At 64.0% G+C, this 23,800-nt stretch carries 23 protein-coding genes; 10 read left to right on the top strand and 13 right to left on the bottom strand.

Translation table 11 applies throughout. The features are described from left to right. Window positions 1-58 precede the first annotated feature (58 nt). Genes ACP16H_RS14600 through clpS form a run of 3 tightly spaced genes read right to left on the bottom strand, consistent with a single transcriptional unit; the run spans window position 59 to window position 2,261 of the window. Window positions 59-859, bottom strand: a complete 801-nt coding sequence (locus ACP16H_RS14600; protein ID WP_425073030.1) for an SDR family NAD(P)-dependent oxidoreductase — start codon at window positions 857-859, stop codon at window positions 59-61. A 52-nt stretch (window positions 860-911) separates the two neighbouring features. After that, a complete protein-coding gene (locus tag ACP16H_RS14595; protein ID WP_425073029.1) occupies window positions 912-1,892 on the bottom strand; it encodes a class I SAM-dependent methyltransferase in 981 nt (326 codons plus the stop codon). A gap of 33 nt (window positions 1,893-1,925) precedes the next feature. Then, complete coding sequence (gene clpS / locus ACP16H_RS14590) at window positions 1,926-2,261, bottom strand: ATP-dependent Clp protease adapter ClpS (RefSeq protein WP_425073038.1); 336 nt, start codon at window positions 2,259-2,261, stop codon at window positions 1,926-1,928. Between the two features lie 129 nt (window positions 2,262-2,390). Between clpS and ACP16H_RS14585 the strand changes: the two genes are divergently transcribed. Then, the gene (locus ACP16H_RS14585; protein ID WP_425073028.1) at window positions 2,391-3,092 is read left to right on the top strand and encodes an HAD family hydrolase; all 702 of its coding nucleotides are present in this window, start codon (window positions 2,391-2,393) and stop codon (window positions 3,090-3,092) included. Between the two features lie 274 nt (window positions 3,093-3,366). Then, complete coding sequence (locus tag ACP16H_RS14580) at window positions 3,367-4,935, top strand: D-alanyl-D-alanine carboxypeptidase family protein (protein ID WP_425073027.1); 1,569 nt, start codon at window positions 3,367-3,369, stop codon at window positions 4,933-4,935. Between the two features lie 47 nt (window positions 4,936-4,982). On the opposite strand, the gene ACP16H_RS14575 is transcribed toward ACP16H_RS14580, so the two are convergent. Both ACP16H_RS14575 and rpsU read right to left on the bottom strand, forming a co-directional pair. After that, entirely contained in the window at window positions 4,983-6,029 is a 1,047-nt protein-coding gene (locus ACP16H_RS14575; RefSeq protein ID WP_425073026.1) for an aspartate-semialdehyde dehydrogenase, read from the bottom strand. A gap of 350 nt (window positions 6,030-6,379) precedes the next feature. After that, window positions 6,380-6,586, bottom strand: coding sequence for a 30S ribosomal protein S21 (rpsU, locus tag ACP16H_RS14570; protein WP_008207378.1), 207 nt, complete (start codon window positions 6,584-6,586; stop codon window positions 6,380-6,382). A 105-nt stretch (window positions 6,587-6,691) separates the two neighbouring features. Here rpsU and ACP16H_RS14565 point away from each other — a divergent pair, with 105 nt between their 5' ends. The 3 genes from ACP16H_RS14565 (at window position 6,692) to ACP16H_RS14555 (ending at window position 9,000) form a co-directional block, all read left to right on the top strand. Beyond that, window positions 6,692-7,375, top strand: coding sequence for a COQ9 family protein (locus ACP16H_RS14565; RefSeq protein ID WP_425073025.1), 684 nt, complete (start codon window positions 6,692-6,694; stop codon window positions 7,373-7,375). A 73-nt stretch (window positions 7,376-7,448) separates the two neighbouring features. Continuing rightward, entirely contained in the window at window positions 7,449-8,426 is a 978-nt protein-coding gene (locus ACP16H_RS14560) for an NAD(P)H-quinone oxidoreductase (protein WP_425073024.1), read from the top strand. Window positions 8,427-8,556: 130 nt separating this feature from the next. Then, window positions 8,557-9,000 carry a hypothetical protein gene (locus ACP16H_RS14555; RefSeq protein WP_425073023.1) on the top strand — a complete coding sequence of 148 codons (444 nt, stop codon included), beginning with the start codon at window positions 8,557-8,559 and terminating at the stop codon, window positions 8,998-9,000. Between the two features lie 46 nt (window positions 9,001-9,046). On the opposite strand, the gene ACP16H_RS14550 is transcribed toward ACP16H_RS14555, so the two are convergent. Further along, a complete protein-coding gene (locus ACP16H_RS14550; protein WP_425073022.1) occupies window positions 9,047-11,848 on the bottom strand; it encodes a [protein-PII] uridylyltransferase in 2,802 nt (933 codons plus the stop codon). Then, window positions 11,808-13,001, bottom strand: a complete 1,194-nt coding sequence (locus tag ACP16H_RS14545; RefSeq protein WP_425073021.1) for a penicillin-binding protein activator — start codon at window positions 12,999-13,001, stop codon at window positions 11,808-11,810. Before ACP16H_RS14545 ends, ACP16H_RS14550 begins: the two co-directional genes overlap by 41 nt. Window positions 13,002-13,089: 88 nt before the next feature. Here ACP16H_RS14545 and rsmI point away from each other — a divergent pair, with 88 nt between their 5' ends. The 4 genes from rsmI (at window position 13,090) to ACP16H_RS14525 (ending at window position 16,374) form a co-directional block, all read left to right on the top strand. After that, the gene (rsmI, locus tag ACP16H_RS14540) at window positions 13,090-13,977 is read left to right on the top strand and encodes a 16S rRNA (cytidine(1402)-2'-O)-methyltransferase (RefSeq protein WP_425073020.1); all 888 of its coding nucleotides are present in this window, start codon (window positions 13,090-13,092) and stop codon (window positions 13,975-13,977) included. After that, window positions 13,977-14,468, top strand: a complete 492-nt coding sequence (locus ACP16H_RS14535) for a YraN family protein (RefSeq protein ID WP_425073019.1) — start codon at window positions 13,977-13,979, stop codon at window positions 14,466-14,468. The genes rsmI and ACP16H_RS14535 overlap by 1 nt, the downstream gene beginning before the upstream one ends. 77 nt (window positions 14,469-14,545) lie before the next feature. Continuing rightward, window positions 14,546-15,481, top strand: coding sequence for a glutathione synthase (gene gshB, locus ACP16H_RS14530; RefSeq protein ID WP_425073018.1), 936 nt, complete (start codon window positions 14,546-14,548; stop codon window positions 15,479-15,481). Next, window positions 15,478-16,374: an alpha/beta hydrolase fold domain-containing protein gene (locus tag ACP16H_RS14525; RefSeq protein WP_425073017.1), complete on the top strand. Its 897-nt coding sequence runs from the start codon at window positions 15,478-15,480 to the stop codon at window positions 16,372-16,374. The genes gshB and ACP16H_RS14525 overlap by 4 nt, the downstream gene beginning before the upstream one ends. On the opposite strand, the gene ACP16H_RS14520 is transcribed toward ACP16H_RS14525, so the two are convergent. Next, window positions 16,344-17,858, bottom strand: coding sequence for a YifB family Mg chelatase-like AAA ATPase (locus ACP16H_RS14520; RefSeq protein ID WP_425073016.1), 1,515 nt, complete (start codon window positions 17,856-17,858; stop codon window positions 16,344-16,346). The two genes, ACP16H_RS14525 and ACP16H_RS14520, sit on opposite strands and share 31 nt — an antisense overlap. Window positions 17,859-17,938: 80 nt before the next feature. Then, a complete protein-coding gene (locus ACP16H_RS14515) occupies window positions 17,939-18,871 on the bottom strand; it encodes an HlyD family secretion protein (RefSeq protein ID WP_425073015.1) in 933 nt (310 codons plus the stop codon). Between the two features lie 139 nt (window positions 18,872-19,010). Here ACP16H_RS14515 and trxC point away from each other — a divergent pair, with 139 nt between their 5' ends. Continuing rightward, window positions 19,011-19,436, top strand: coding sequence for a thioredoxin TrxC (gene trxC / locus ACP16H_RS14510; protein ID WP_425073014.1), 426 nt, complete (start codon window positions 19,011-19,013; stop codon window positions 19,434-19,436). A gap of 67 nt (window positions 19,437-19,503) precedes the next feature. Here the strand turns inward: trxC and ACP16H_RS14505 are convergent, their stop codons facing one another. The 4 genes from ACP16H_RS14505 to ACP16H_RS14490 all read right to left on the bottom strand — a co-directional run bounded on the left by ACP16H_RS14505 (window position 19,504) and on the right by ACP16H_RS14490 (window position 23,275). Next, window positions 19,504-19,692: a PLD nuclease N-terminal domain-containing protein gene (locus tag ACP16H_RS14505; protein WP_425073013.1), complete on the bottom strand. Its 189-nt coding sequence runs from the start codon at window positions 19,690-19,692 to the stop codon at window positions 19,504-19,506. An 80-nt stretch (window positions 19,693-19,772) separates the two neighbouring features. Further along, on the bottom strand, window positions 19,773-21,317 hold the full coding sequence (locus ACP16H_RS14500; RefSeq protein ID WP_425073012.1) for a polyamine aminopropyltransferase: 1,545 nt from the start codon (window positions 21,315-21,317) through the stop codon (window positions 19,773-19,775). A gap of 42 nt (window positions 21,318-21,359) precedes the next feature. After that, window positions 21,360-21,947, bottom strand: coding sequence for a hypothetical protein (locus tag ACP16H_RS14495; RefSeq protein ID WP_425073011.1), 588 nt, complete (start codon window positions 21,945-21,947; stop codon window positions 21,360-21,362). Window positions 21,948-21,973: 26 nt separating this feature from the next. Then, complete coding sequence (locus ACP16H_RS14490) at window positions 21,974-23,275, bottom strand: rhomboid family intramembrane serine protease (protein WP_425073010.1); 1,302 nt, start codon at window positions 23,273-23,275, stop codon at window positions 21,974-21,976. Window positions 23,276-23,800 lie beyond the last annotated feature (525 nt).

The following is a 23,800-nucleotide window of genomic DNA, read 5'->3' as shown; positions in this document are numbered from 1 at the left end:
CCCCCCCGGTCGCTTTGGCGAAGCCAAAGCGAAACCGCTGCAAGAGACGGATAGCAGATCAGTGAATGGGTGCGGCGACGGGGTCGAGCAGGGTGCGGCCGCCGTCGACGGTCATGACCTGTCCGGTGACGAAGCCTGCGCCGTCCGAGGCGAGGAACTGGACCGTCTCCGCCAGTTCGCGGGGTGCGGCGATGCGGCCCAGCGGTGTGTGCGCCTCGATCAGGCCGCGATAATCGCGGTTGTCCTTCAGCACGTCTTTGAGGCTGGCGGACATGACCGATCCAAAGGCCACGGCATTCACCCGGATGCGCTGCGGCGCCAGCGCCACGGCCATGGAACGGGTCATCTGGTCCAGCGCGGCGCAGCTGACAGAGTAGGCCAGCAGGTTCGGATGCGTGCGCCGCGCGGCGATGGACGACAGGTTGACGATGGCGCCGACCTGGCCTTCATCCTGCCCTTCGGCCTGCTTTATCATGCGCTTGGCGACCATCTGCGACAGCCGATAGGCATTGGTCAGGTTCTGCGTCATCATCAGTTCCAGCGTCTCGTCCTCGGGGTCGAGCGGGTCCGAGGAAACCACCTGCCGCGAGCCGTTCACCAGGATGTCGACCCGGTCATAGGCGTCCAGCGTGGCCGACAGCAGGTTCGCCATCGTCAGCCGTTCGCGCAGGTCGCCGGCGAAGAACTTGATGTTGCCATCCTCTGTGGCCTTTTCGCATTCCTTGCTCAGCTGCACCTCGTCCATGTCGGCCAACATCACATTGGCCCCCTGGTTGGCAAAGTGCCGGGCGATGGCCTGACCGACGCCGTTGGCGGCGCCGGTGATGATGGCGGTCTTGCCTTCGATGGAGAAGCTCATGGTCGATTCCCTGGTCGATTTCGGGGCTGTTTACCGGTCAACCTATCCTGCCTCATCGGCGAGCGCGAGACGGCCTTGCGGCGTGCAGTACCTTGAAACGGTTGTCGCCCCCGGCTTCGGTCACGTCACGGAACAGGTCGGACAGCGTTGCCTCGTAAGGTAGGTGGCGGTTGGCGACCATCCAGAGCTGGCCATGCGGGGCCAGCATCCCGGCGGCCGAGGCGATGAAGGCGCGTCCCAGCGCGGGGTCGGCGGCGCGACCGCTGTGGAAGGGTGGGTTCATCACCACCACGTCCAGCTTTACCGGCGGGGTCCAGGTCGTCGCATCGGCCCAGTGGAACTGCGCGCGCGGGTCGGTGAAGTTCAGGCGGGCGCAGTCCAGCGCGGTCTTGTCGGTCTCGACCATGTGCAGGGCCTTGACGTCCGGATGCCTCAGCACCTCGCGCGAGAGCCAGCCCCAGCCCGCGCCGAGGTCGGCCAGCTTGCCGTGCAGTCCCTTGGGCAGGGCCTTGGCCAGCGCGACAGAGGCCTCGTCGGGCGCGTCGGCGGAAAATACGCCGGGCGCGACCCAGTCGCCGTGGGCGTTCTGGTGACGCTCGGGGCGGGCCCATACGGACAGCGCGTCGCCCGGATGCAGCCAGACGCATTTGCCATGCGCCTTGGACACCTGCCCGTCGATGGGGGCCAGTTTCTTGAGGCCCTTCAGGATCGCCTCGATCCCGTCGGTCTTGGCACCGTCGATCACGACCAGCGGCGCATGGGCGGCGGCCTGCGCGATGCGGGCCTCGGACAGGTCGCGGGCACGGGCGAGGGTCACGATGGCGGCGGCGTATTGGCCTTCGGGCGCGGTGACGACTTTCACGCCGCGTTGTTGCCAGCCGGTCGTGGCCACCGCGTCGGTCTGGATGACGGTCAAGCGGGCCGGGTCGAGGTCCAAGGCCGCGTCGGCGGGGGCGCCAAACAGTGCAATCTCCCCCTCGGGCAGCAGCAGACCGCCCTGGTCGATGGCATAACGGATGCGTTCAGAAGTCATGGCGGACAGCCCCAGGCAATGAAAGCCCCGGGCCTATTCCTTTTCCATGGTGCACTGCAAGGGGTGCTGGTGGCGGCGGGCAAAGTCCATGACCTGCCCGACCTTGGTCTCGGCGATCTCGTGCGAGAAGACACCGACCACGGCGACGCCCTTTTTATGCACGGTCAGCATGATCTCGAACGCCTGCGCGTGGGTCATGCCGAAGAAGCGTTCGAGGATATGCACGACGAATTCCATCGGCGTGTAATCGTCGTTCAGAAGCAAGACCTTGTACAGCGGCGGGCGTTTGGTGCGCGGCTTCGTGTCGACGACGACGCCGACATCGCCGTCACCATCCTTCGGCGCATCTCCTGCTGTCACGCGGGCCATCATCCGGGCTGTCGTCCACTTCTGCGGGGCATCTGTCATGGGCGGTTCGTGCTTTGCGTTTCCGAATTTGGTCTCATTATATAGCCGGACGGGTCCCGGCGAAAAGGGGCCAAGGGACATGAGGCATAAATGGCGCAGAATCTCCTAACAATCGGTTTCGACGCGGATGATACGCTCTGGCATAACGAGCGGTTCTTCAAGCTGACGCAGGAAAGATTCGCCGAATTGCTCAAGGATCATGCAGATCGCGACCATCTTGAGCAGAGGCTGGTCACCGCAGAGCGGCGTAATATCGGGCACTACGGCTTTGGCGTAAAGGGATTCGTGCTGTCGATGATCGAGACGGCGCTGGAGGTGACCGACAACCGCGTGCCGGGCGAGGTGATTGGCGAGCTGATGGAGGCCGGGCGCGAGATGCTGGCGCATCCGATCGAACTGCTGCCCCATGCCCGCGAGGCTGTGGAGGCGGTGGCGGGCTCGCATCACCTTGTCCTGATTACAAAGGGCGACCTGCTGCACCAGGAGCGCAAGCTGGCGCACTCCGGGTTGGGCGAGCTGTTCGACGGCGTCGAGATCGTGTCTGACAAGGTGCCTGCGACCTACGCGCGGATCTTTGCCCGCACCCCGGGCGGGGCAGGGGGGGCGATGATGGTGGGCAATTCGATGAAATCCGACGTTTTGCCCGCGCTGGAGATCGGCTGCTGGGGCGTGCATGTGCCGCATGATCTGGCCTGGGCGCTGGAGCACGCCGAGGCACCTTCGGAAGCGGCGCGGTTCCGCGCGGTGGCCGACCTTGGTGCGCTGCCGGATCTGGTGGCGGAGATCGGCTGAACGCGGGCGGGAACCGGCTGAGGCTATGCCTTAATCCCGCCACAATTTATCTTAATTCGGACACAATTCATTGTATGGGGGTGAGGACCGGTCAAAACCCCAACATGTAGGGTGAACGCGTTTGCAAAACGCCTGAAAAATCAACGCTCTGCGGGGTTTCCCGGAATCCCTATCCGTGTTAGGACTCTCTTAACCACGGCGCTCGCAGAATGGCGTCGGGCAAGAACGAACACCCACCGAAATATCGGGGGTCTGAGGCAGAAAGGCGGACGACATGGCGCACCCTCGCAGGCAGCGGGGCCGTTATGGCCTGTGGGCATTCACATTTCTCTGGCTGGCAGTTTTCCTGCCGCTGTACGCGCATGCGGCCCCCTACGCCGCCTTCGTGATGGATGCGCGCACCGGCAAGGTCTACCACGCCAAGAACGCGGACACCCGGCTGCACCCCGCGTCTTTGACCAAGATGATGACGATCTACATCGCGTTTGAGGCGGTGCAGAACGGCGAGCTTTCGATGGACACCATGGTGACCATTTCCCAGAACGCCGCGAGCGAGCCGCCGTCCAAGCTGGGTCTGAAGCCGGGGCAGAAGATCGCGCTGCGCTATCTCGTGCGCGCGGCCGCGGTGAAGTCGGCCAACGACGCGGCGACGGCCATCGGCGAGGCGATCTCCGGCTCCGAGGCAGCCTTTGCCAATCGCATGAACCGCACCGCCAAGGTGATGGGCATGACGCGGACCACATTCAAGAACGCGCACGGGCTGACGCGGGAAGGGCATCTGTCCACCGCGCGTGACATGTCGCTGCTGGGGCAGCACCTGATTTATGACTACCCGCAGTATTACAACCTGTTCTCGCGCACCACGGCTGACGCGGGCGTGCGCACCGTGTCGCACACCAACCGCCGCCTGCTGGAAAGCTATCGCGGCGCGGATGGCATCAAGACCGGGTATACGGTGGCGGCGGGTTTCAACCTGACGGCATCGGCGGAACGGGACGGGGAGCGGATCATCGCGACGGTGTTCGGCGGGCGATCCACCGCGTCTCGCAACGCCAAGGTAGCGGAGCTGCTGGATCTCGGCTTCCAGCAAGCGCCGTCGCGCGTGGCGCTGAACCCGCCGCCAAAGCCGCCCTACCTGGGCCGTGGCACGGTTGCGCCTGCAGAGGTCGTGATTGCGAACACATCGGCGCCCATGCCGGGGACGCGGGCGAAATCCATCCGGGTGGCGAGCGCTGCCGTGACACGCAGCCTGCGCCCAACGGCGCGTGGCGGCGGCGTGGCCCCGGCGGACGTGGCGCCGCTGGTGGCTGGGCTGGAAAGCGATATCGAGGATATGTTGCGCGAGGTTCAGGCGACATCGGCCACTGCATCGACGGCGGCGGCGGTCATCGCGGCGGCGCCGGCTGCTGCGGCACCTGCCGTGGCGGCTCCGGTCCAGACGGCCTCGCTTGCCGCCAAGGTCGTGGCTCCGGCGGCCGCAGCCCCTGCGGCGTCGGTCAAGCCGATGCGGCGACCGGCGGGCGTGATGGAAGTGCGCGCGCTGACCCTGGAGAAACCGACACCGGCGCGGGAGGCGGAGGTGGTCACCCGTCTGTCCACCAACGACAGCCGTCATTGGGGCATCAACGTGGGCCGTTACCCCAGCCGCTTTGCCGCCGAGAAGGTGTTGCTGAAGACCGCGCTGGCCGAGACTGCGACGCTGGACGGGACGCTGCGCAAGGTGGTGCAGGGCAACCGGGGGTTCGATGCGAATTTCATGGGGATGACCCGCGATTCCGCCGAACTGGCCTGCAAGCGGTTGCAGGCGCGGCAGGTCAACTGCTTCATGATCGGCCCGAGCTGAGAACTGGGCAGGTCGGGGGACACCCCCGACCTACGCGGATTGAAAGGTCAGGCCTCGGCCAGGGCCGGGGACCCGGCCAAAAGCGCCTCGGCGATCTGCACGGCGTTCAGCGCGGCACCCTTGAGCAGCTGATCCCCCACCACGAACATCGTCAGCGTGCGGCCCGAGGGGTCGCCAAGGTCGCTGCGGATGCGGCCCACCAGCACGTCATCCTGACCGCTGGCCTCGGAGGGCATGGGGAAGTGGTTTGCCGCGCGGTCATCGACGACGCGCAGGCCGGGCGCGCCTTGCAGGGCGGCGCGGGCCTCGTCCGCGGCCAGCGGGGTGTCGAATTCCACGCTGAGCGAGATCCCGTGCGCACGCGGCACCGGCACGCGGATGCAGGTCACGCCGATGGGCAGGCCGGGGAGCGTCAGGATGCGGCGCAGCTCCTCCATGACCTTCAGTTCCTCGCCGTTGTAGCCGCTGTCGGGGTCGATGGCGGCGTTGTGGCTGAAGAAGTTGAACGCGAGGGTATGCGGCAGGACCTGCGGTTCAAAGGGCTCGTTGGCGAGGATGGCGCGGGTGCCTTGACGCAGTTCTTCGACCGCTGCCGCGCCCGCGCCGGAGGCGGCCTGATAGGTGGCCATGTTAAGGCGGGTGATGGCGCGCAGACGTGCCAGCGGGGCCAGCGCGACGGAGGCGATGGCGGCAACGCAGTTCGGGTTGGCGATCAGGCGGTCGTCGGTACGCAGGGCATCGCCGTTGGCCTCGGGGACGATCAGCGGCACGTCGGCCTGCATCCGGAAGGCCGAGGAGTTGTCCACGACGCGTGCCCCGGCGCGCAGGGCGATGGGGGCGTATTGCCGCGACAGGGTCGCCCCGGCAGAGAAGAGCGCGATGTCGACGCCATCGAAGCTGTGTTCCGTCAGTTCCTCGACCGCCAGCATGGCGCCGCGGAAGGGCAGGAGGCGCCCGGCGGAGCGGGCGGAGGCCAGCAGGCGGACGCCGCTGAGGGGCGTGCCCCGGCGTTCGAGACAGCCGAGAAGCTCGACGCCGACGGCTCCGGTGGCGCCGACGATGGCGATGAAGGGCGGGTTTGCGGGGTTGGACATGGTCTTGGCTCCTGGTCAGGCGGAGCGGCGGGCCGTGTCATGCACCCCCTGCCGTCTCCGGCGGGGGTTGTGTGATCAGTCCGTCAGTGTTGGACCAAGCACGACCAATCCCCCGCCATGGCGGTGGTCTTGGTGGTGGTGGTCTTTTTCGACATCATGGACATGGGGCGGCGCCTAGCGCAAAAATTGTCAGCTGGCAATTCGTCTGTCCTTTGGCGGTCGAACACACAAGGGAGTGTTGCAACGCCGACATATGGACATGACAAACCCCCGAAGGCGCGGGGCCCCGGGGGTTTGCGAATTTTATGCGGTTCGGAAGCTGAGGCCCCCGGAAGTCCCTAAGCGAGAGCTCAGAGCATCCCTTCGCGCTGGGCTTTTTTACGAGCCAGCTTGCGGGCGCGGCGAATCGCCTCGGCCTTTTCACGGGCTTTCTTCTCGGACGGCTTCTCGAAATGCTGCTTGAGCTTCATTTCGCGGAAAACGCCTTCGCGCTGCAGCTTTTTCTTCAGGGCACGGAGCGCCTGATCGACATTGTTGTCGCGAACACTGACCTGCATGTGGTTGTCACCACCTTTCTAGGTTTGAGTTTCGATATTGCAGGAGGTGGCCCTATAGCAAGGATCGGACTATGTGTCCAGTATGGACCCGAGAAGGAGATGACCATGCCCGATACTGCCGATCGCCTGCTGGATGCGGCCCTGATGCACGTGGCCTTCGACGGCTGGTCCGAGACGACGTTCAAGGCGGCGGTGGCCGACGCCGATGTGAACATGACGGTGGCGCGGGCGCTGTTTCCGCGCGGTGCCGTGGATCTGGCGGTGGCCTATCATCGGCGCGGCGATGCCCTCATGGTGAAGCGGCTGGCCGAGGCGGACCTGTCGGAGATGCGGTTCCGGGACAAGGTGGCCCATGCGGTGCGGTTGCGCATCGAGGCGGCGGACGACCGCGAGGCGGTGCGGCGCGGCACGACGTTGTTCGCGCTGCCGATGTACGCGCCCGACGGGGCCAAGCTGATCTGGGGCACGGCGGATGCGATCTGGACCGCACTGGGCGATACCTCGGAAGATTACAACTGGTACACGAAGCGGATGACGCTGTCGGCGGTCTATTCCTCGGTGGTGCTGTTCTGGCTAGGCGACGAGTCGGCGGGGCACGAGGCGACCTGGGCTTTTCTCGATCGGCGTATCGAGAACGTCATGCAGTTCGAAAAGGCCAAGGCGGGCGTGAAGAACAGCAATCTGCTGGGCGGTTTGCTGGCCGGTCCGGCGAAGGTTCTGGAGCGGGTGCGCGCGCCGCAGTCGGCGCGGCGCGACGATTTGCCGGGGGGCTGGACGCCGGGTCGCTGACACCGGACGCCCTTGGGGGCTTTCCCTTGGGCGTTTCGCGCCCTAGCCTCCGACGACGAACAGGGAGGCGAGAATGTCCGAGATGCGCGCGATCGAAATCACCGAGGCCGGTGGGCCGGAGGTCCTGAAGCTGTGTACCCGCCCGGTGCCGGAACCCAAGGCGGGGCAGGTGGTCATCAAGGTTGCCTATGCGGGTGTGAACCGCCCGGACGCGCTGCAACGCGCGGGCAGCTATGCGCCGCCTCCGGGGGCGTCGGACCTGCCGGGGCTGGAATGTTCGGGTGAGGTTGCTGCGGTGGGCGCGGGCGTCGATTGGCCGAAGGTGGGGGACAAGGTCTGTGCCTTGTTGCCCGGTGGAGGATACGCGGAATACGTGGCGACGCCCGCCGCGCATTGCCTGCCCGTGCCGCAGGGCATGGGGATGAAGGAGGCTGCCTGCCTGCCCGAGACCTTCTATACCGTCTGGTCGAATGTCTTCATGCGGGGCGGCTTGCAGGCTGGCGAGCGGTTCCTGATCCATGGCGGGTCGAGCGGGATCGGGACGACGGCGATCCAGCTGGCGAACCACTTTGGCGCGCGCGTGTTCGCGACCGCGGGCAGTGCCGAGAAGTGCCAGGCCTGTCTGGACCTCGGTGCGGAGCGGGCGATCAACTACCGCGAGGAGGACTTCGTCAAGGTGATGAAGGATGAGGGCGGGGCGAACCTGATCCTCGACATGGTGGGCGGCGACTATATCCCGCGCAACGTGGCCTGCATGGCGAACGATGCGCGCATGGTGCATATCGCCTTTCTGAACGGACCGAAGGCCGAGCTGAACTTTGCCGTGGTCATGGCCAAGCGGCTGACGATCACCGGCAGCACGCTGCGCCCCCAGAGCGATCTGGCGAAGGCGCGAATCGCGGACGAACTGCGCGAAAAGGTCTGGCCGCTGCTGGACGCGGGCAAGGTCGCGCCGGTGATGGATTCGGAGTTTGCGCTGGAAAAAGCAGCAGATGCGCATGCGCGGATGGAGGGTTCGACCCACATCGGGAAGATCGTCCTGAAAATTTGACGCGCGTAAAGTCGCGCTTTGGAAGTCAGAGGTCGGATTCGTCACTTCGCGAGAATTATCTTGGCGATATCGCTTGATGCGTGTGTTTCCTATCCGTATGCGTAGGAAACTTTGAATGTGAGCGCCCTAAATGCCCGCGGATTACCGAATTGAGACTGATCTCAACCTCGTGGTGGTGACCTTCTCCGGCGCGGTGACGCTTGCCGAGCAGATTGCAGCACTGAGAGCCTATGCCGCCGATCCGATGCGCGATCCGGCACATCACGGGCTGATGGATTTCAGCGATTGCACGATGCACGAGCATTTCTTTGAGGAGGTGCAAAGGCTGGCGCATTGCATTCGCCGGACATTCGCAGGCCGGGCAGACAGCGCCCGTCGGACCATCTATGCGCCGGATGATGTGACCTACGGTGTCAACAGGATGCTGCAATCGCTGCTCGATGGCTCCGGACTGCACGTGGAGGTCTGCCGCACGCGCGCAGAAGCGTTGGATGCGCTACCGCTGGACCGCGAAAATGGCGCCTATCGTGCGTTTCGCGCGACATGGCTCGCGCCGGAGAACGTCGCGGCCTGAAATATGGTGATCTGCGGCACGACGTTTGACAAGCCGGGGGCGGGCCTCAGCTATAGGCCCGCTCTGCCCCTTCTTCCAATGCCTGTCGCAGCTTCTTTTCGATCAGGTCGCGCTTTGCCTGGCTGTGCAGTTTCAGGCCGAACATGTCTTTGACGTAGAAGGTGTCCACCACCTGTTCGCCATAGGTCGCGATGACCGCCGAGGCGATATAGATGTTCTGGTTCGCCAGCGTGCGCGTGATGTCATAGAGCAGACCGCCCCGGTCGCGGGTGTCGACCTCGATGATGGTGAAGATCTCGGAGCCTTCGTTGTCGAAGGTGATGGAGGTCGGCACCTTGAAGGCCTTCTCGCGCTTCTTGAGCTTGTCCTTGTCCTTCACGGCGTCGCGGGCGACGACCTCGCCCTTGAGCGTCTTGAGGATCATCTGGCGCAGGCGCGGGATGCGAACGTCCTCGTAAGGCGCGCCGTCGGCGTCCTGGATCCAGAACATGGCGGTGGCATAGCCGTCGCGGGTGGTGAAGGTGCGCGCGTCCACGACGTTCGCCCCCACCAGCGCCAGCGCGCCGGTCAGACGCGAGAAGATGCCGGGGTGGTCCTGAAGGGCAAAGGCCACGCGGGTGGCGTCGCGGTCCTCGTCCAGATGAATGTCCATGCGGATTTCATCATCGCTGATGCCGCGCAGAAGGTTGGCCATGATGACATGGCCGGTGACATGCAGGCCCTGCCAGTAGGGCGCGTAGTGGCGGCTGCTTTCCTTGGAGATATCCTCGGGCGACCAGTCGTACAGGGCCTCGCGCAGGGCTTTCTTGGCTTCCTCGCCGCGGTTCTCGCGGTTGAGGACCTCCATGCCGTTTTCCAGCGCACGGCGGGTCTGGCGGTAGAGCGCGCGGATCAGCGCGGCCTTCCAGTTGTTCCAGACGCCCGGGCCCACGCCGCGAATGTCGCAGACGGTCAGCACGGTCAGCAGGTCGAGCCGCTCGCGCGTCTTCACTGCCTTGGCAAAGTCGCGCACGGTGCGCGGGTCCGCGATGTCGCGTTTCTGCGCCATGTCGGACATGAGCAGATGGTAGCGAACCAGCCATTCCACGGTCTCGGCCTCGTCCTTGGTCAGGCCAAGGCGCGGAGCGACGGTGCGCGAGATGCGCGCGCCGAGTATGGCGTGATCTTCCTCGCGGCCCTTGCCGATGTCATGCAGCAGCAGCGCGATGTACAGAACGCGGCGGTTCACCCCGGCCTTGAGGATCGAGGACGAGACAACCAGCTCTTCCTTGAGGTGGCCGTGTTCGATTTCCGAGAGGTGCCAGAGGCATTGGATGGTGTGTTCGTCCACCGTGTAGTGGTGGTACATGTTGAACTGCATCATCGCCACGATGGGCGCGAATTCCGGGATGAATTGCGCCAGTACGCCAAGCTCGTTCATGCGCCGCAGGGCGCGTTCCGGGTTGCCGTGGTTCAGCAGCAGGTCGAGGAACAGCTTTTGCGCGCGGGGATCGTTGCGCATCTTGTCGTCGATGAGGTTCAGGTTCGCCTTGATGAGGCGCATGGCGTCCGGATGGATCAGGAGGCCGGTGCGCAAGGCTTCTTCGTAGATGCGCAGGAGGTTCAGCGGGTCCTTGAGGAACTCGGCGTCATCCTCGATTGCAAGCCGCCCATGGGTGACGGTGTAGCCCTTGGGCGTGTCCGGCGTGCGCTTGAAGATGCGTTCCAGCAGGGGCGGGGCCTTGCGGTGGTCGGCCTCGAGTGAGGTCAGCAGGATGCGGGTCAGGTCGCCCACGGCGGTGGCGTGGCGGAAGTAGTCCTGCATGAACCATTCCACCGCCCGCCGCCCGGCGCGGTCGTTGTAGCCCATGCGGGCAGCGATTTCCGGCTGGGTGTCAAACGACAGCTGTTCGACAGCCCGTCCCGAGATCAGGTGCAGGTGGGTGCGGACCGCCCAGAGAAAGCGTTCCGCCTGCACGAAGGTCTCGTATTCCTCGGGCAGGAAGACGCCCTTGTTCACCAGTTGCGACACGTCGTCGGTGTGATGGACGTACTTGATGATCCAGAACAGCGATTGCAGGTCGCGCAACCCGCCCTTGCCCTCCTTGACATTGGGCTCGACCATGTAGCGCTGGCCCTGCTTGCCGTGGCGGGCGTCGCGTTCCTCGAGCTTGGCCATGACGAATTCACGCTCGGTGCCCTCGAAGAGGTCGGACCAGAGCTTGCGGTCAAGTTCTTCGGCCAGCGCCTGGTTGCCGGTCAGGTAACGGGCTTCGAGCATGGCGGTGCGGATGGTGAAATCCTCGGCGCCGAGGCGCACGCAATCGCGCACGGTGCGGGAGGAATGGCCGACCTTCAGCTTTAGATCCCAGAGGATATACAGCATAGACTCGATGACGCATTCCGCCCAGGCGGTGATCTTTGTCGGGGTCAGGAACAGCAGGTCGACGTCCGAGAAGGGCGCCATTTCACCGCGACCGTAACCGCCCACGGCGAGGACGGCGATGCGCTCGCCCTCGGTCGGGTTGTGCTTTGGATGCAGGACCTGGGTGGCGACCTCGAAGGCGAGGGTGACGAGGCCATCGGTGAGCCAGGTGTAGGACCGCGTGGTGCGCCGGGACCCAAAGGGTTCGCGTTCGAAGGCGTCGCGGATCACCTGCCGCCCGTCGGTCGCCGCCTCGGTCAGGCGCTTTACCGTGGCCTTGCGGATCTCCGCCTCGGACGCGCCGGGCGTGAAGGCGGCAAAGAGATCGGCCCGGATGGCGGGGAGATCGAAGATATCCGCTGCCGACGCGATCAGGTCGGCCGGCAGCGTTTCATGGGTTATGTCAGAAACCGGCTCCGGAGAGGCTGCTGGGGGCAGGGTCAAGGATCACCATCTGGTTGTTCTGGATCGAGGCAATCGCCAGCGCGCGCTGGTTCGTGCCGTTCTTCAGAAGGCGGAATACACCGCCGGTGCCTGTAAAGCTAGCAGAGGTGAGGCTTTTTCCGGTCAATGCGTCGGAGTTGCCCTTCTTTGCCAGAAGGCCGATGGCCGAGATGCCGTCAAAGGCGAGGCCTGCCAGCGGGTGCGGGGACGCGCCGTAGGCGGCCGTATAGCGCTGGTTGAAGGCCTCCTGACGCGACCGGTCGGGAACACCGAACCACACGCCCTGCAGGCCGGGGTTGGCGAACAGGTCGGGGCGCACGTCGAAGCGGGTTAGGCCCGCCAGCTGGATCTGGCCCGGGGTCACGCCGTTGGCGGGGAGCTGATCCAGCAGGATCGGCATGGCGGCATTGGCGGCCTCGGTGGTGATGAAGATCGTATCGGCAGCCCCCGAAGTGACGGCGGCTGCGGCGCGCTTGGCGGTCGCGGTGACGCCCTCGATGGACAGCTCGTAGGCTTCGGAGGACACGACCTGGATGCCGTTTACGGTCGCCGCCTGCTCGATCGCGATCTTGCCGAACTGGCCGGGCACGTCGTTGGAGTAGATGATGACGATGCTCTTCTTGCCGGTCTTGCGGGCGTGGGCCATCAGGCGGTCAGCAGTGTTCGCAAAGGTCGGGCCGAGGATAAAGACGTTGCCACCGGCAATGGCGGTCGTGTTCGAGAAGGACAGGACGTTCACGCCCTCGTCGGCCACGGCGGCACCGGCGGCGTTGGCCGCCTCGGAAAAGAGCGGCCCGAGGATGATCTTGGCCCCGTCGTCCACGGCTTTCTGCGCCACGGCAGAGGCCTGCGCGGCCTGGCCGGCGGTGTCATAGACGCGCAGGTCGATCTCGACCCCGTCGAGGTCCTGCATCGCCAGGCGCGCAGCGTTCTCCAGAGAGGCGGCCACCGGACCGGCGCCACTGTCGGATTTCGGCACCAGGAGGGCGACAGGCACGGGTGCCCCGGCCTGGATCGCCGGTCCGCCGGTGTTGGAGGACGCGCCCCCCAGGCCCGCCGTGGTGACTGGGTCACAGGCGGCAAGAAGGCTTGCGGCGGCAAGGGCAGCAAGCGACAGCGTCGCCTTGCGGAGGCGGGGCAAAACGGTGAACATGGGACTTCCCTCGTCGTCTTTTGAAGTGCGGGGTGAGCGACCCGCAGGGGTTTTGTGCAATCATAGAGCGGCGGGGGGGGCGGGACCAGTGACGATTCCGAACACGGCGGATTTTGGCGGGGGGAAAGTGGCGGCAAGGCTCCCCGCGGGACTGTACCTGGTGGCGGTGCCCATCGGGAACGCGCGGGATATCACCTTGCGTGCGCTGGATATTCTGCGGAGTGCAGATGTTCTGGTAGCAGAAGACACGCGGAGCCTGCGACATCTGATGGATATCCACGGAGTGCCATTGGGCGAGCGGCCGTTGATCGCGTACCATGACCATAGCGGCGAGAAGGTGCGCGAGCGGCTGGTGGCGGAAATCACGGCTGGCAAGGCGGTGGGCTACGCGTCCGAAGCGGGCACGCCCATGGTGTCGGATCCGGGGTTCGACCTGGGGCGTGCGGTCTCGGAGGCTGGCGGCACGGTGGTCAGCGCGCCCGGGGCATCGGCGGTGATTACGGCGCTGACACTTGCCGGACTGCCGACGGACCGCTTCCTGTTTGCGGGCTTCCTGCCCAATGCCAGCGGCGCGCGGAAGAAGGCGCTGGACGAACTGGTCGCGGTGCCCGCGACGCTGGTGTTTTACGAATCCCCCAAGCGGCTTGCTGCGATGCTGGCGGATGCCGCGGACCGACTGGGTGACAGGCCGGCGGCCGTGTGTCGCGAATTGACGAAAAAGTTCGAGGAAGTACGCCGGGGCTCGTTGCAGGAACTGGCCGATGTCTACGCGGAGCATCCCCCGAAAGGCGAAATTGTCGTCGTGGTTGGGAAAGGGGATTCAGAGAAAATTAGTGAAATCGATATAGAACAGGAGGTGAACAGGGCGCTGGAAACGATGTCGGTGCGGGACGCGGCGGATTACGTTTCTACGCGCTTCGGGGTGAAACGGCGCCCGGTGTACCAAATGGCCATGAGGCTGACCAAGGAGGAGTAATGGCACGACGTGGGCGGATGATCGACGCACGGCAGATGTCTCTTTGGGACTGGACTGAGCAACCCGATGAGGCCGTGATCGAGGAATGGGTGCCTGTCACGCGGGGGCCGCAGCGAACCGTGCGGGATCGGCAGGCCGCCGGGATGGTCGGTTACCAAGCCGGGGCATCCGCCGAATTGCGCGTGGCACAGGATTACGAACGGCGCGGCTTCCCGATCGCCCGCCGACGTTGGCGCGGGGCCGGGGGCGAAATCGATCTGATCGCAGAAGATGGGGATGGTCTGGTCTTTATCGAAGTGAAGAAAAGCCGGTCGTTTGATCGGGCTGCAGAACGGCTGACCACGCGCCAGATGGCCCGCCTGCAGATCGCGGCAGAGGAATATCTTGGGACCCAGCCCAAGGGGTCTCTCACGGATGTCCGGTTCGACTTGGCGCTGGTCAATGGGTATGGCGAAATGCGGGTGATCGAAAACGCCTTTGGCGGCTGGTAACGTAACCGGGACAGAGCCTGCATTGCCTCTCGTCGCCTGATGCGCCATCTATGTCGGGAATTCGCCGAGGGATGCGCATGAAGATCGCTTTTCAGATGGACCCGATCACCGGGGTGAACATCAACGCCGACAGTACCTTCCGTATCGCCGAGGAGGCGCAGGCGCGGGGGCATGAGCTGTTCTATTACGGACCGGATCAGCTGGCCTTCGACGAAGGGCGGATCACGGCGACGGGGCACTGGATGACCGTCCAGAGAGTGGCAGACAAACCGGCGATCCTGGGCGAACGGATGACGATCGACCTTGCCGACGTGGATGTCGTCTGGCTGCGGCAGGATCCTCCGTTCGACATGCACTATATCACCACGACGCATCTCTTGGAGCGTTTGAAGGGAACGACACTGGTTGTGAACGATCCCTTCTGGGTGCGGAACTTCCCTGAGAAGTTGCTGGTGCTCGGGTTCAAGGACCTGACGCCGCCGACGATGATCGCGCGGGACCTCGACGCCATCAAGCGGTTCCGGGCGAAGCATGGTGATATCATCCTGAAGCCGCTGTACGGCAACGGCGGCGCGGGCGTGTTCCGCCTGACGCAGGACGACCGCAACCTGTCGTCACTGCACGAGCTTTTCACCGGCTTCTCGCGCGAGCCCTTGATCGTACAGAAATACCTGCCCGCCGTGTCCAAGGGGGACAAGCGCGTGATCCTCGTCGATGGCGAACCGGTGGGGGCCATCAACCGCGTGCCGGCAGAGGGCGAGGTCCGGTCGAACATGCATGTCGGCGGTCGTCCGGAAAAGATCGAACTGACCGCACGGGACCGCGAAATCTGTGCCGCAATCGGCCCGACCCTGCGGGAGCATGGTCAGGTCTTCGTGGGCATCGACGTGATTGGCGACTGGCTGACCGAGATCAACGTGACCTCGCCAACCGGCATTCAGGAGCTGGAACGCTTCGACGGCATCAATGTTGCCGAGAAAATCTGGCAGGCCATCGAGGCCAAGCTGGCATGACATGGCAGCTGCGGCTGCTCAATGCGCAGCTGCGGCTGATCGCCAAGCCTCGGATCCATCGGACCGCAACACCGCAGGACGCGGCGAAGGCCGTTGAGCGGGCGTGCCTACTGGCCGCGCAGCCGCCGTTCCTGCGGTTCATCGAGCGGCCGGGCGGATTGTGCTGGATCTCCTGCGGGCCCTGCGCCCCGCGACGGGTGCTGTTGTATTTCCATGGTGGGGGCTTTGTCTCGGGCAGTCCTTGGACCCATCGCGGAATGCTGGGCCGTTTGTCTCTGGAGGCGGATATCGAGGTCTGCGCCGCGCGCTATCCGTTGTTGCAGGACGCGCCCTTTCCCGCCCAGTTCGACACGGCAGAGGCCGCTTGGGTGCGGCTGCGCGCGCTGGGATATGAGCCGGAGCACGTCGTTCTGGGGGGTGATTCCGCAGGGGGCGGGCTGGCATTGGCGCTCTTGTCGGCGCTGTGTCTGCGGGGAGAGGCCCCGGCGGGCGCGGTTGTCTTTTCCCCTTGGACAGATCTGGCGCTGACGGGTGAGTCTTTGCGGGTGAATGCCCATTCCGATCCGCTGTTGCCGCCCGGACGCATTGGCGAGCTGGCGGAGATGTTCCTTGCAGATGCTGACCCGCGCAATCCGCGGGCGTCGGCCCTGTATGGAGAATATCCGGGCTGCCCGCCGGTCTGGGTGTCCTGGGGCGAAACGGAAATCCTGCGGGACGATTGCAGTCGCATGGCCGACCGCTTGCGGGCCTTCGGCGCCCGCGTCGAAACGGAGGTACATCCCACCGCACCCCATGTCTGGCCATTGTTTCACGGTTGGGTGCCGGAAGGCGATGCAACGCTTCGACGTGCTGGACGGTTCGTTCACGAGTCCCTTGCGGCGATCAATCGGTAACTCAACGCTTCCGCCACATGCGGGCGCTCCACCTGGTCGGAGTGATCGAGGTCGGCGATGGTCCGTGCCACGCGCAGGATGCGATGATACCCCCGCGCCGAGAGGTGAAAACGGTCGGCGGCCTTCACCATCATGTCGCGGGTTTCGCTGTCCAACCGGGTGATCTCGTCGAGGATGGTGCCTTCGGCGTCGGCGTTGGTTCGCAGCTGCGGATGGTCGGCAAAGCGGGCGTTCTGCCGCGCACGCGCCGCCACGACGCGGGCCGCGACCTGTGCCGAGGTGTCCCCAGACGGCGGCAGGTCGAGGTCGGCATATCCGACGGCGGGCACTTCGAGCCGCAGGTCAAACCGATCCATGAGCGGTCCGGAAATTCGGCCAAGGTAATCCTCGCCGCAGATCGGTGCCTTGGAGCAGGCGCGGTTGGCGTCGGCCAGGTGCCCGCAACGACAGGGGTTTGCCGCCGCCATCAAGAGGAAGCGGCAGGGGTAGCGAATATGTGCATTGGCACGCGCGATCATGACCTCGCCGGACTCGACCGGCTGGCGCAGCGTTTCCAGCACGGTCTTCGGAAACTCGGGAAATTCGTCCATGAAGAGCACGCCGTTGTGGGCGAGGCTGATCTCGCCGGGCTTGGCGCCGCGCCCGCCTCCGATCAGTGCGGCCATCGAGGCGGTGTGATGCGGCTCGCGGAAGGGACGCGTCCGGGAGATCCCGCCGTCGCGCAGCAGTCCGGCGATGGAGTGGATCATGGACGTTTCCAGCGCTTCGACCGGGGTGAGCGGCGGCATGAGACCCGGCATCCGCGCGGCCAGCATGGATTTGCCCGACCCCGGCGGACCGACCATGATCATGTGGTGACGCCCGGCGGCGGCGATTTCCATTGCCCGTTTGGCGCGCTCTTGACCTTTCACGTCGCGCAGGTCGCGGGTGTTGGGATCGGTGACGACTTCGCCGGGCTTGGCGGGTTCGAGGATAGACTGGCCGGTGAAGTGGCGGATGATGTCCACGAGACTGTTGGCGCCAAGCACACGGCAGGCGTCGACCCATGCAGCTTCGGCCCCGGAGGCGCGGGGACAGAGCAGGATGCGATCCTCCTCGGCGGCGGCCATGGCGGCAGGCAGGGCGCCCAGAACCGGAACGAGAGTGCCGTCCAGGGACAGCTCGCCGAGGGCGCAGGTCTGGGCGACCGCATCGCGCGGCAGGATTTCCAGCGCGGCCAGCAGGCCGAGCGCGATGGGCAGGTCGAAATGAGAACCTTCCTTGGGCAGATCGGCAGGCGACAGGTTTACCGTGATCCGCTTTGAAGGCAGCGCAATGGACATGGACGTCAAGGCGGTGCGCACGCGGTCGCGCGCCTCTGAAACGGCCTTGTCCGGGAGGCCGACGATGGAAAAGGCGGGCACGCCCGGCGTGACGGCGCATTGCACCTCGACCGGGCGGGCCTCGACGCCCTCGAAGGCGACGGTATAGGCAGTGGCGACCATGGTTGTCCTGCGGCTGTGTCTGGCGGGCAGACTGCCGTAATCATGGTTAGGATGCGGTTAACGCCCGGCTGGGCTGGCCATCATTGGCTGACCATGTTCTTGGTCTGAGGGGTGAGCCACACTTCAACCGCTTCATTGAGGAACAGCGCGGCGGCGCAGCTTTCTTCGACGTCGATGGTGGTCTTGACGTATTGGCTTTCGAGATCCGCCTCGGTGTCGATCCATGTGATTTGACCACCGCAATCCTGCCCGTTGCCACGCCGCACGGTCACGTCAGTGCCGCGCGTCACGGCGGTTTCGGTGTCGGACAGGCGCGATATGAGCACGTAAACATCCACGGCTTTGCGTTTCGGATCATAGAGTTGCGCGGCCAAGGCCCCTTCGGTGACGCAGGCGCCGACGCGCGGGTCAAAGCCCACGAGCACACCATCGAATGGGGCGGTGAGGGTGAGGTCCGCCTGATCCAGCTCTGCGGTTTTCAGATCCAGTTCGCCGATCTCGACGGCGATCCGGGCGCGGGCGACGGCGGAGTTTGCGGTGGCCAATGCCTCGCGTGCGCGGTCGGCGGCAAAGCGGGCATCCATCATGCGGCGCTCGACGGCTTCCATGGTGGTTTCGTTGATGAGGCCGCGCCGGAACATGGTCTGGTTGCGTTCGAATTCCTTTGATACGAAGGCGAGCTCCTCGTCGCGGCGGCGGAGGTCCGCCTCGGCGGCGTCGGCGGACAAGACACGTTCTTCGACGGCGGCCCGAAGATCGGAGAGACGGGCCTGCGCGGTGCGGAGACCGAGTTGCGCCTGTGCGTCGTCCAGTTTTATCAGGGGTTGTCCTGCCGTTGCGATCTGGTCCCGCACGGCGCTGTCAGAGACCGATGCGATGCAGCCGCGCACCCCGTAGGACAGCCCGTGCACATCGCGGGCGCGCACCGTGCCAACGTAGCTTTCGACGTCGGATTGGGCTTGGGCCGCATGGGCTGTCAACATGAGAATAAAGGAAATCAGTGTGTTGCGCATGGGCACGCCCTCCCTGCCTGTTCGTCTTGTGGGCGAGTATAGCGGGGGCACGGCGCATGTCGCGGATTTTCATACGCTGGGCCTTGGATGAACGGCGTGGCCCTATTATATTCCGATAAACGAATGGGAGTATCCGAAGATGGCGGGAAAGAAACTGACCTGTCTCGACTGTGGGCAGGTGAACCGGGTGCCGGAGGACAAGCTGACGGCGGGTCCCAAGTGTGGCACCTGCGGCGCGGCCTTGATGCCGGGCAAGGCGATCGAGGTGGATGCCGCAACACTGGCGAAGGCCGCGCGCAACGACGACGTGCCCTTGGTGGTGGATTTCTGGGCGCCGTGGTGCGGGCCGTGTCGTATGATGGCTCCGGAATTTTCCAAGGCGGCCGGGGAGTTGCGCGGCGAGGCGCGTCTGGTGAAACTGAACACCGAAGCGCATCCGCAGCCTTCGGCGCAGCATGGCATTCGCGGCATCCCGACGATGATCGAGTTCACCGGAGGGCGCGAGAAGAAGCGCCAGTCTGGTGCCATGCCTGCCGGGCAGATCGTCGGTTGGGTGCGCGGCTGACGTCTTTGCACTGGACATAAAAAAAGGGCGGCTCGAGGGAGCCGCCCTTTTTCATACCTGTTGCACATTAGATGTGTACACGGTTCCCGCCGCGCGGACCGGCCACCAGCCAAGCGATGAAGCCCAGAACCGGCAGGATCAGAATTGCAAGGGTCCAGACGATCTTTGCCACTGTCGACGCGCCGGAGGTCAGCGTCTGGTAGATTGCGTAGATGTCGAGGACGAGGATGATAAGGCCGAAAATGCCATATTCCATTGGAGTTTCTCCCGTTGTGCTGTTCTGCTGGGTCAACTCTCGGGGGAAGGTTTGGTTCCATGGCGGTTTCGGGCAATGCCTTAGAACCGGCCAAGGTCCTTTGCGTACTCTTCGTATATCGTCGGGTTGAAGATCGAATTCACCCTGAGGGCGCGACGTGGCTGGATGTCTGAAGGGAAGTCCAGCGCGGCGGCGAAAGTCTGGGGTGTGAGATAGCGAAGGCCGTCGGGCAGGGGCCCGAGCGTCGCGGCGGGGTCGAGGCTCGCGAGGGTGAATCCCCAGACGCCGAAGCTGGGAACGGAAACTTGGTAGTTGACCACCTGCGGAAAGATCTCGGCCATGGTGTGACCCACGGTCCAGTAGGTATGCGGTGAGAAAAATGGCGAGGATGACTGGCTGACCACGGCGCCGCCCGGAGCGAGGATACGGCGCACCATGGCGTAGAACTCCACGGCGTAGAGTTTTGACAGCGCCTCGTTATGCGGGTCGGGAAAGTCGAGGATTACGCGGTCGTACTTGACCTCTGCATCTTTCACGAATGTGAATGCATCCATGTTGTATAGATGAAGAACCTCGGCGCTCATGGCGTTCTTGTTCAGCCGTTTCAGCGGCTCGAAGTCTCGGGCGAGGTCGGTGATCGCAGGGTCGAGATCGACGAGGTCAATGCGGGTGATGGAGGGGTGGCGCAGAATCTCGCGCACGGCGAGACCGTCACCGCCACCGAGGATAAGAACCTGCTCCGGTGCGCGGCCGCCCCAGGTCATGAGCGGATGCACCAGGGCTTCGTGGTAGCGGTATTCGTCGGCCTGAGCGAATTGCAGATGCCCGTCGATATAGAGGCGGACGTCGTTCTTCTTCCAAGTGTTGGTGACGACAAGTGCCTGATAAGGCGATTGTTTTCGCATCACGATCTGGTCGAAATACAGGTGATCCTGTGCAAATGCGGTGATCCTGTTGGCCGTCAGGGTCAGTACACAAAGCAACAGGAACGTGACGAGGGTGGCCATCAGCATCCGCTTGAAATCATCCAGTTCGTCGCGCAGCCAGAGTACGTTCAGCAGAGCCACGCCGCAGTTCGTCAGGCCAATGGCGAAGCTGGAGGAGATCAAGCCAAGCGACGGCAGCAAAAGGATGGGGAAGGCGACGGAGCCGATGAGCGCGCCGATATAATCAAGCGACAGCACGTCCGAGATGGATTCCCGCGTGGTCGATCGTTGCGACAGGACACGCGTCAGTATTGGAATTTCCAAACCCACCAGCAGACCGATGGCGGAGATGAAAAAGAACATACCCGTTGTATACAGCCACGGGGCATAGGGAAACAGCATGAACAGCGCGATGGAACAGAGACCGCCGACGACGGCCAGCGCCAGTTCGACCCAGACGAAAGCCTGGATCAGGTTCCCGCCGATGAAGCGCGAGACGTAGGAACCGACTCCCATGGCGAACATGAAGAAGCCGATGGTCAGGGAAAACTGATAGATCGAGTTGCCGAGAAGGTAGCTGGATACCGCGCCGATGATGAGTTCATAGACGATGCCGCAGAGCGCCACGATCAGGATCGAGCCAAGCAGGACCACCGCCTTGCGCTGGGCGAGGTCGGCGTAACGGGTTTCTTGTGTCATGGGGGATCAGGTCGGGGGGGGCTTTGCGGCCCCCCATTAACGTTACTTGCCCGCACGCAAGCCGCCGGAGCGGGCCGAGGACGGTGCCTTGTAGCTGGAGCGCGGGGTGGGATTGCGGTTGTTGAACGAAGCCGCAGTGATGCCGGCATTGCGCTGACGGGCCAGCATCGAACCGATGAAGGCACCCGCCAGGAAACCGGTGCCGGAGAAGCGCAGGCCAGACGAATGACCGGCCATGTCCGTGGCAATCAGGCGGCGGTTTTCTTCGTCAATTTCAACGGTGAAGACGTCGCCTTCGCCAGTGTCGCGCACGCCGTTCGCATTGGCATCGGCGTAGCCCAGAAACTTGGCATCGGTCTGGATCTCGAGCCCCAGCGCCTGATCGTAAAAGCGCGGCTCGGAGTTGTAGATCTCTGTCAGGTAGCCGGTGAACTGGGCGATGTTCTCTTCGGTGACTTCGGTCACGTTGTTCTCGGTCAGATAGCCATCGTAGTTAACGAGGGCGAATTCGGTCCGGTCAAGAACTTCGCCCAGATCGGCGGTCTGCTCACCACTGTCGCCAAAGATGGCACCGTAAGCGACGAAGCCGATGACGGCGATGATGCCGACCAACTTGATTTTATCAAACATTGTTACTCTCCAATATGTTTGCTGTCTCAGGACGCAAGGTCATGCGTCCACCAGTCCTGACCGAGGCCGGACCCGTAGTATTCCGTCAGCTGTCCCACCAGACGGAAACCCTTGGCGCGGAGGGCGTCACCCTGTGCGCTGGAAATGTCAGATGGCACGGCCAGAACGGCCATGCGAAAACCCTGCTCGCGGGCATTGGACAAAGCGAAATCGGCGCCGGAGAAGCCAGTGGGGATTTCCTCCCAGCGCAAACCGGCCACGGCATCGGCCTCCGGTGCCTTGTCCAGCCCGGTGAGAGCGAGGCCCGGGGCGCTGTTGTCCGGGGTGATTTCGACGTCTGGTGCCTCGGGGTTCAGCAACCCGAAGATGAGTTTGGACTCGCCGGGCGCATGGTAGTCGGGGATGGTCAATTCGAGCGTCGCACCGAATTCCTCGTAAAGCCTATGCGCCCCGGCATAGATGGATTTACCATCTTCTGCGTAGTCCGAGGTCTCGATGAATATCTTGCGGACGCCCTGTTTGTTCAGCATCCCGAGCAGGTCGTTGAACATCTGGCTGCCGTAGCCTTGCCCGATGTGATCGCGGCCCAGATAAGTCCAGCTGAGCCAAGCCACGTCAGGGACGAGCGGGTCCATGTCAAAGCCCGTCAGTCCCAGGATACGCCCCTTTTCAACCAACACTAACATGTTGTCGAAGCCGCGGGAAAGAAAGACTTCTTCGGCTTCGGATGCGTCGTCTTCGTCGGTCTCGGCAATGATCGGAACCACCTTGGCCACATGGTCCCATTTCATCGGCTTCAGCTGAGCCCCCTTGGCGCCGAATAAACTGGAAAACATGGCAAATACTATTCCCGTGGTTGCGCCCGCGATGTGGGTGTATACCGCGAGGTCCTGGCGAAGAAAGGCCCATTCGGCGGATAATCCGAGAGCGATCAGGACGGTGGCGGAGAATTGTTGGCGGCTGGTGCGCGTCAGCAACAATGCGGCACTTGCGAGAGCATAGGCCAAGCCGGAAAGACCGACAAAGCCGCCGCCGGAAATCAACCCTTCGGCGATTGTGCCCGTGATGGCCGCTGTCGCCGCGAGGAAAATGACGATCCAGCTGCCAAGGCGCGGTTCGACCACCAAGCCCCCGCCGAGCAGAAGCCCTGCGTTGGTCAAAAGATGCAGGAGCGAGCCATGGCGATAGATGCCGCGCAGCAGGTCGGGCAGCGACTGGAAACGGGTCGGGTCGGTCGCGGGGCCTTCGATCCCGAAAACGACCAATGCCAAGGTCAGGATAGACAGCGTGACCGGACTGCGCAGCAGGGCGGATGTCAGGCCGGACATGGACGCCCCGGGCCGGACAGCGATGTTACGGGGCATACGTTCGCCAATTTCCCCCTGCTGGCGGCGGGGCAACAGCGTAACACGGACAAGAACGCGACCATGCGGTTGTTGGCGCGTCTGCATTCGGTTTGTCGGCTGGTTTTCGCCTGCCGATCAAGGCAGGTGCCGGAGGGAGGTGGCATGCGGTGGGAAATTCCGTATTTAGAATTTGTTGACTAATTAATGCACAATATGGGTTTGCTGCAGACCTGTGCTGATAGGTTATATGGCAGCAGTGCTGGATTTGCAGCATGGGATGGTGTGACCTAAGTAAAAGCGCGCCAGAAGGCCGCGGTTTTATTGCCACCGCGATGTTCTCCGAAGTCTTTTTTGCATGTCCGATTCCGCGATGTCTCGCGTGTTTTGTTATTGAGGGTGTGATGAAAAAGAGACTTATGCGGTGTGAGTGCAACTATGAGTTGCGAATGGGGGCATCAACCTGCCCCTACTGTTTTCGTGCGACCCCCTTGCGGAACCGCTACTGGT

The sequence above is a fragment of the Sagittula sp. S175 genome (assembly GCF_049800975.1).
GTDB lineage: Bacteria > Pseudomonadota > Alphaproteobacteria > Rhodobacterales > Rhodobacteraceae > Sagittula.
This window is presented reverse-complemented; position numbering and strand designations above follow the sequence as displayed.

Coding starts and splice junctions, on each gene's coding strand:
- ACP16H_RS14600 (WP_425073030.1), bottom strand. CDS start 859: ATGAGCTTCTCCATCGAAGGCAAGACCGCCATCATCACCGGCGCCGCC.
- ACP16H_RS14595 (WP_425073029.1), bottom strand. CDS start 1,892: ATGACTTCTGAACGCATCCGTTATGCCATCGACCAGGGCGGTCTGCTG.
- clpS (WP_425073038.1), bottom strand. CDS start 2,261: ATGGCCCGCGTGACAGCAGGAGATGCGCCGAAGGATGGTGACGGCGAT.
- ACP16H_RS14585 (WP_425073028.1), top strand. CDS start 2,391: ATGGCGCAGAATCTCCTAACAATCGGTTTCGACGCGGATGATACGCTC.
- ACP16H_RS14580 (WP_425073027.1), top strand. CDS start 3,367: ATGGCGCACCCTCGCAGGCAGCGGGGCCGTTATGGCCTGTGGGCATTC.
- ACP16H_RS14575 (WP_425073026.1), bottom strand. CDS start 6,029: ATGTCCAACCCCGCAAACCCGCCCTTCATCGCCATCGTCGGCGCCACC.
- rpsU (WP_008207378.1), bottom strand. CDS start 6,586: ATGCAGGTCAGTGTTCGCGACAACAATGTCGATCAGGCGCTCCGTGCC.
- ACP16H_RS14565 (WP_425073025.1), top strand. CDS start 6,692: ATGCCCGATACTGCCGATCGCCTGCTGGATGCGGCCCTGATGCACGTG.
- ACP16H_RS14560 (WP_425073024.1), top strand. CDS start 7,449: ATGTCCGAGATGCGCGCGATCGAAATCACCGAGGCCGGTGGGCCGGAG.
- ACP16H_RS14555 (WP_425073023.1), top strand. CDS start 8,557: ATGCCCGCGGATTACCGAATTGAGACTGATCTCAACCTCGTGGTGGTG.
- ACP16H_RS14545 (WP_425073021.1), bottom strand. CDS start 13,001: ATGTTCACCGTTTTGCCCCGCCTCCGCAAGGCGACGCTGTCGCTTGCT.
- ACP16H_RS14535 (WP_425073019.1), top strand. CDS start 13,977: ATGGCACGACGTGGGCGGATGATCGACGCACGGCAGATGTCTCTTTGG.
- gshB (WP_425073018.1), top strand. CDS start 14,546: ATGAAGATCGCTTTTCAGATGGACCCGATCACCGGGGTGAACATCAAC.
- ACP16H_RS14525 (WP_425073017.1), top strand. CDS start 15,478: ATGACATGGCAGCTGCGGCTGCTCAATGCGCAGCTGCGGCTGATCGCC.
- ACP16H_RS14520 (WP_425073016.1), bottom strand. CDS start 17,858: ATGGTCGCCACTGCCTATACCGTCGCCTTCGAGGGCGTCGAGGCCCGC.
- ACP16H_RS14515 (WP_425073015.1), bottom strand. CDS start 18,871: ATGCGCAACACACTGATTTCCTTTATTCTCATGTTGACAGCCCATGCG.
- trxC (WP_425073014.1), top strand. CDS start 19,011: ATGGCGGGAAAGAAACTGACCTGTCTCGACTGTGGGCAGGTGAACCGG.
- ACP16H_RS14505 (WP_425073013.1), bottom strand. CDS start 19,692: ATGGAATATGGCATTTTCGGCCTTATCATCCTCGTCCTCGACATCTAC.
- ACP16H_RS14500 (WP_425073012.1), bottom strand. CDS start 21,317: ATGACACAAGAAACCCGTTACGCCGACCTCGCCCAGCGCAAGGCGGTG.
- ACP16H_RS14495 (WP_425073011.1), bottom strand. CDS start 21,947: ATGTTTGATAAAATCAAGTTGGTCGGCATCATCGCCGTCATCGGCTTC.
- ACP16H_RS14490 (WP_425073010.1), bottom strand. CDS start 23,275: ATGTCCGGCCTGACATCCGCCCTGCTGCGCAGTCCGGTCACGCTGTCT.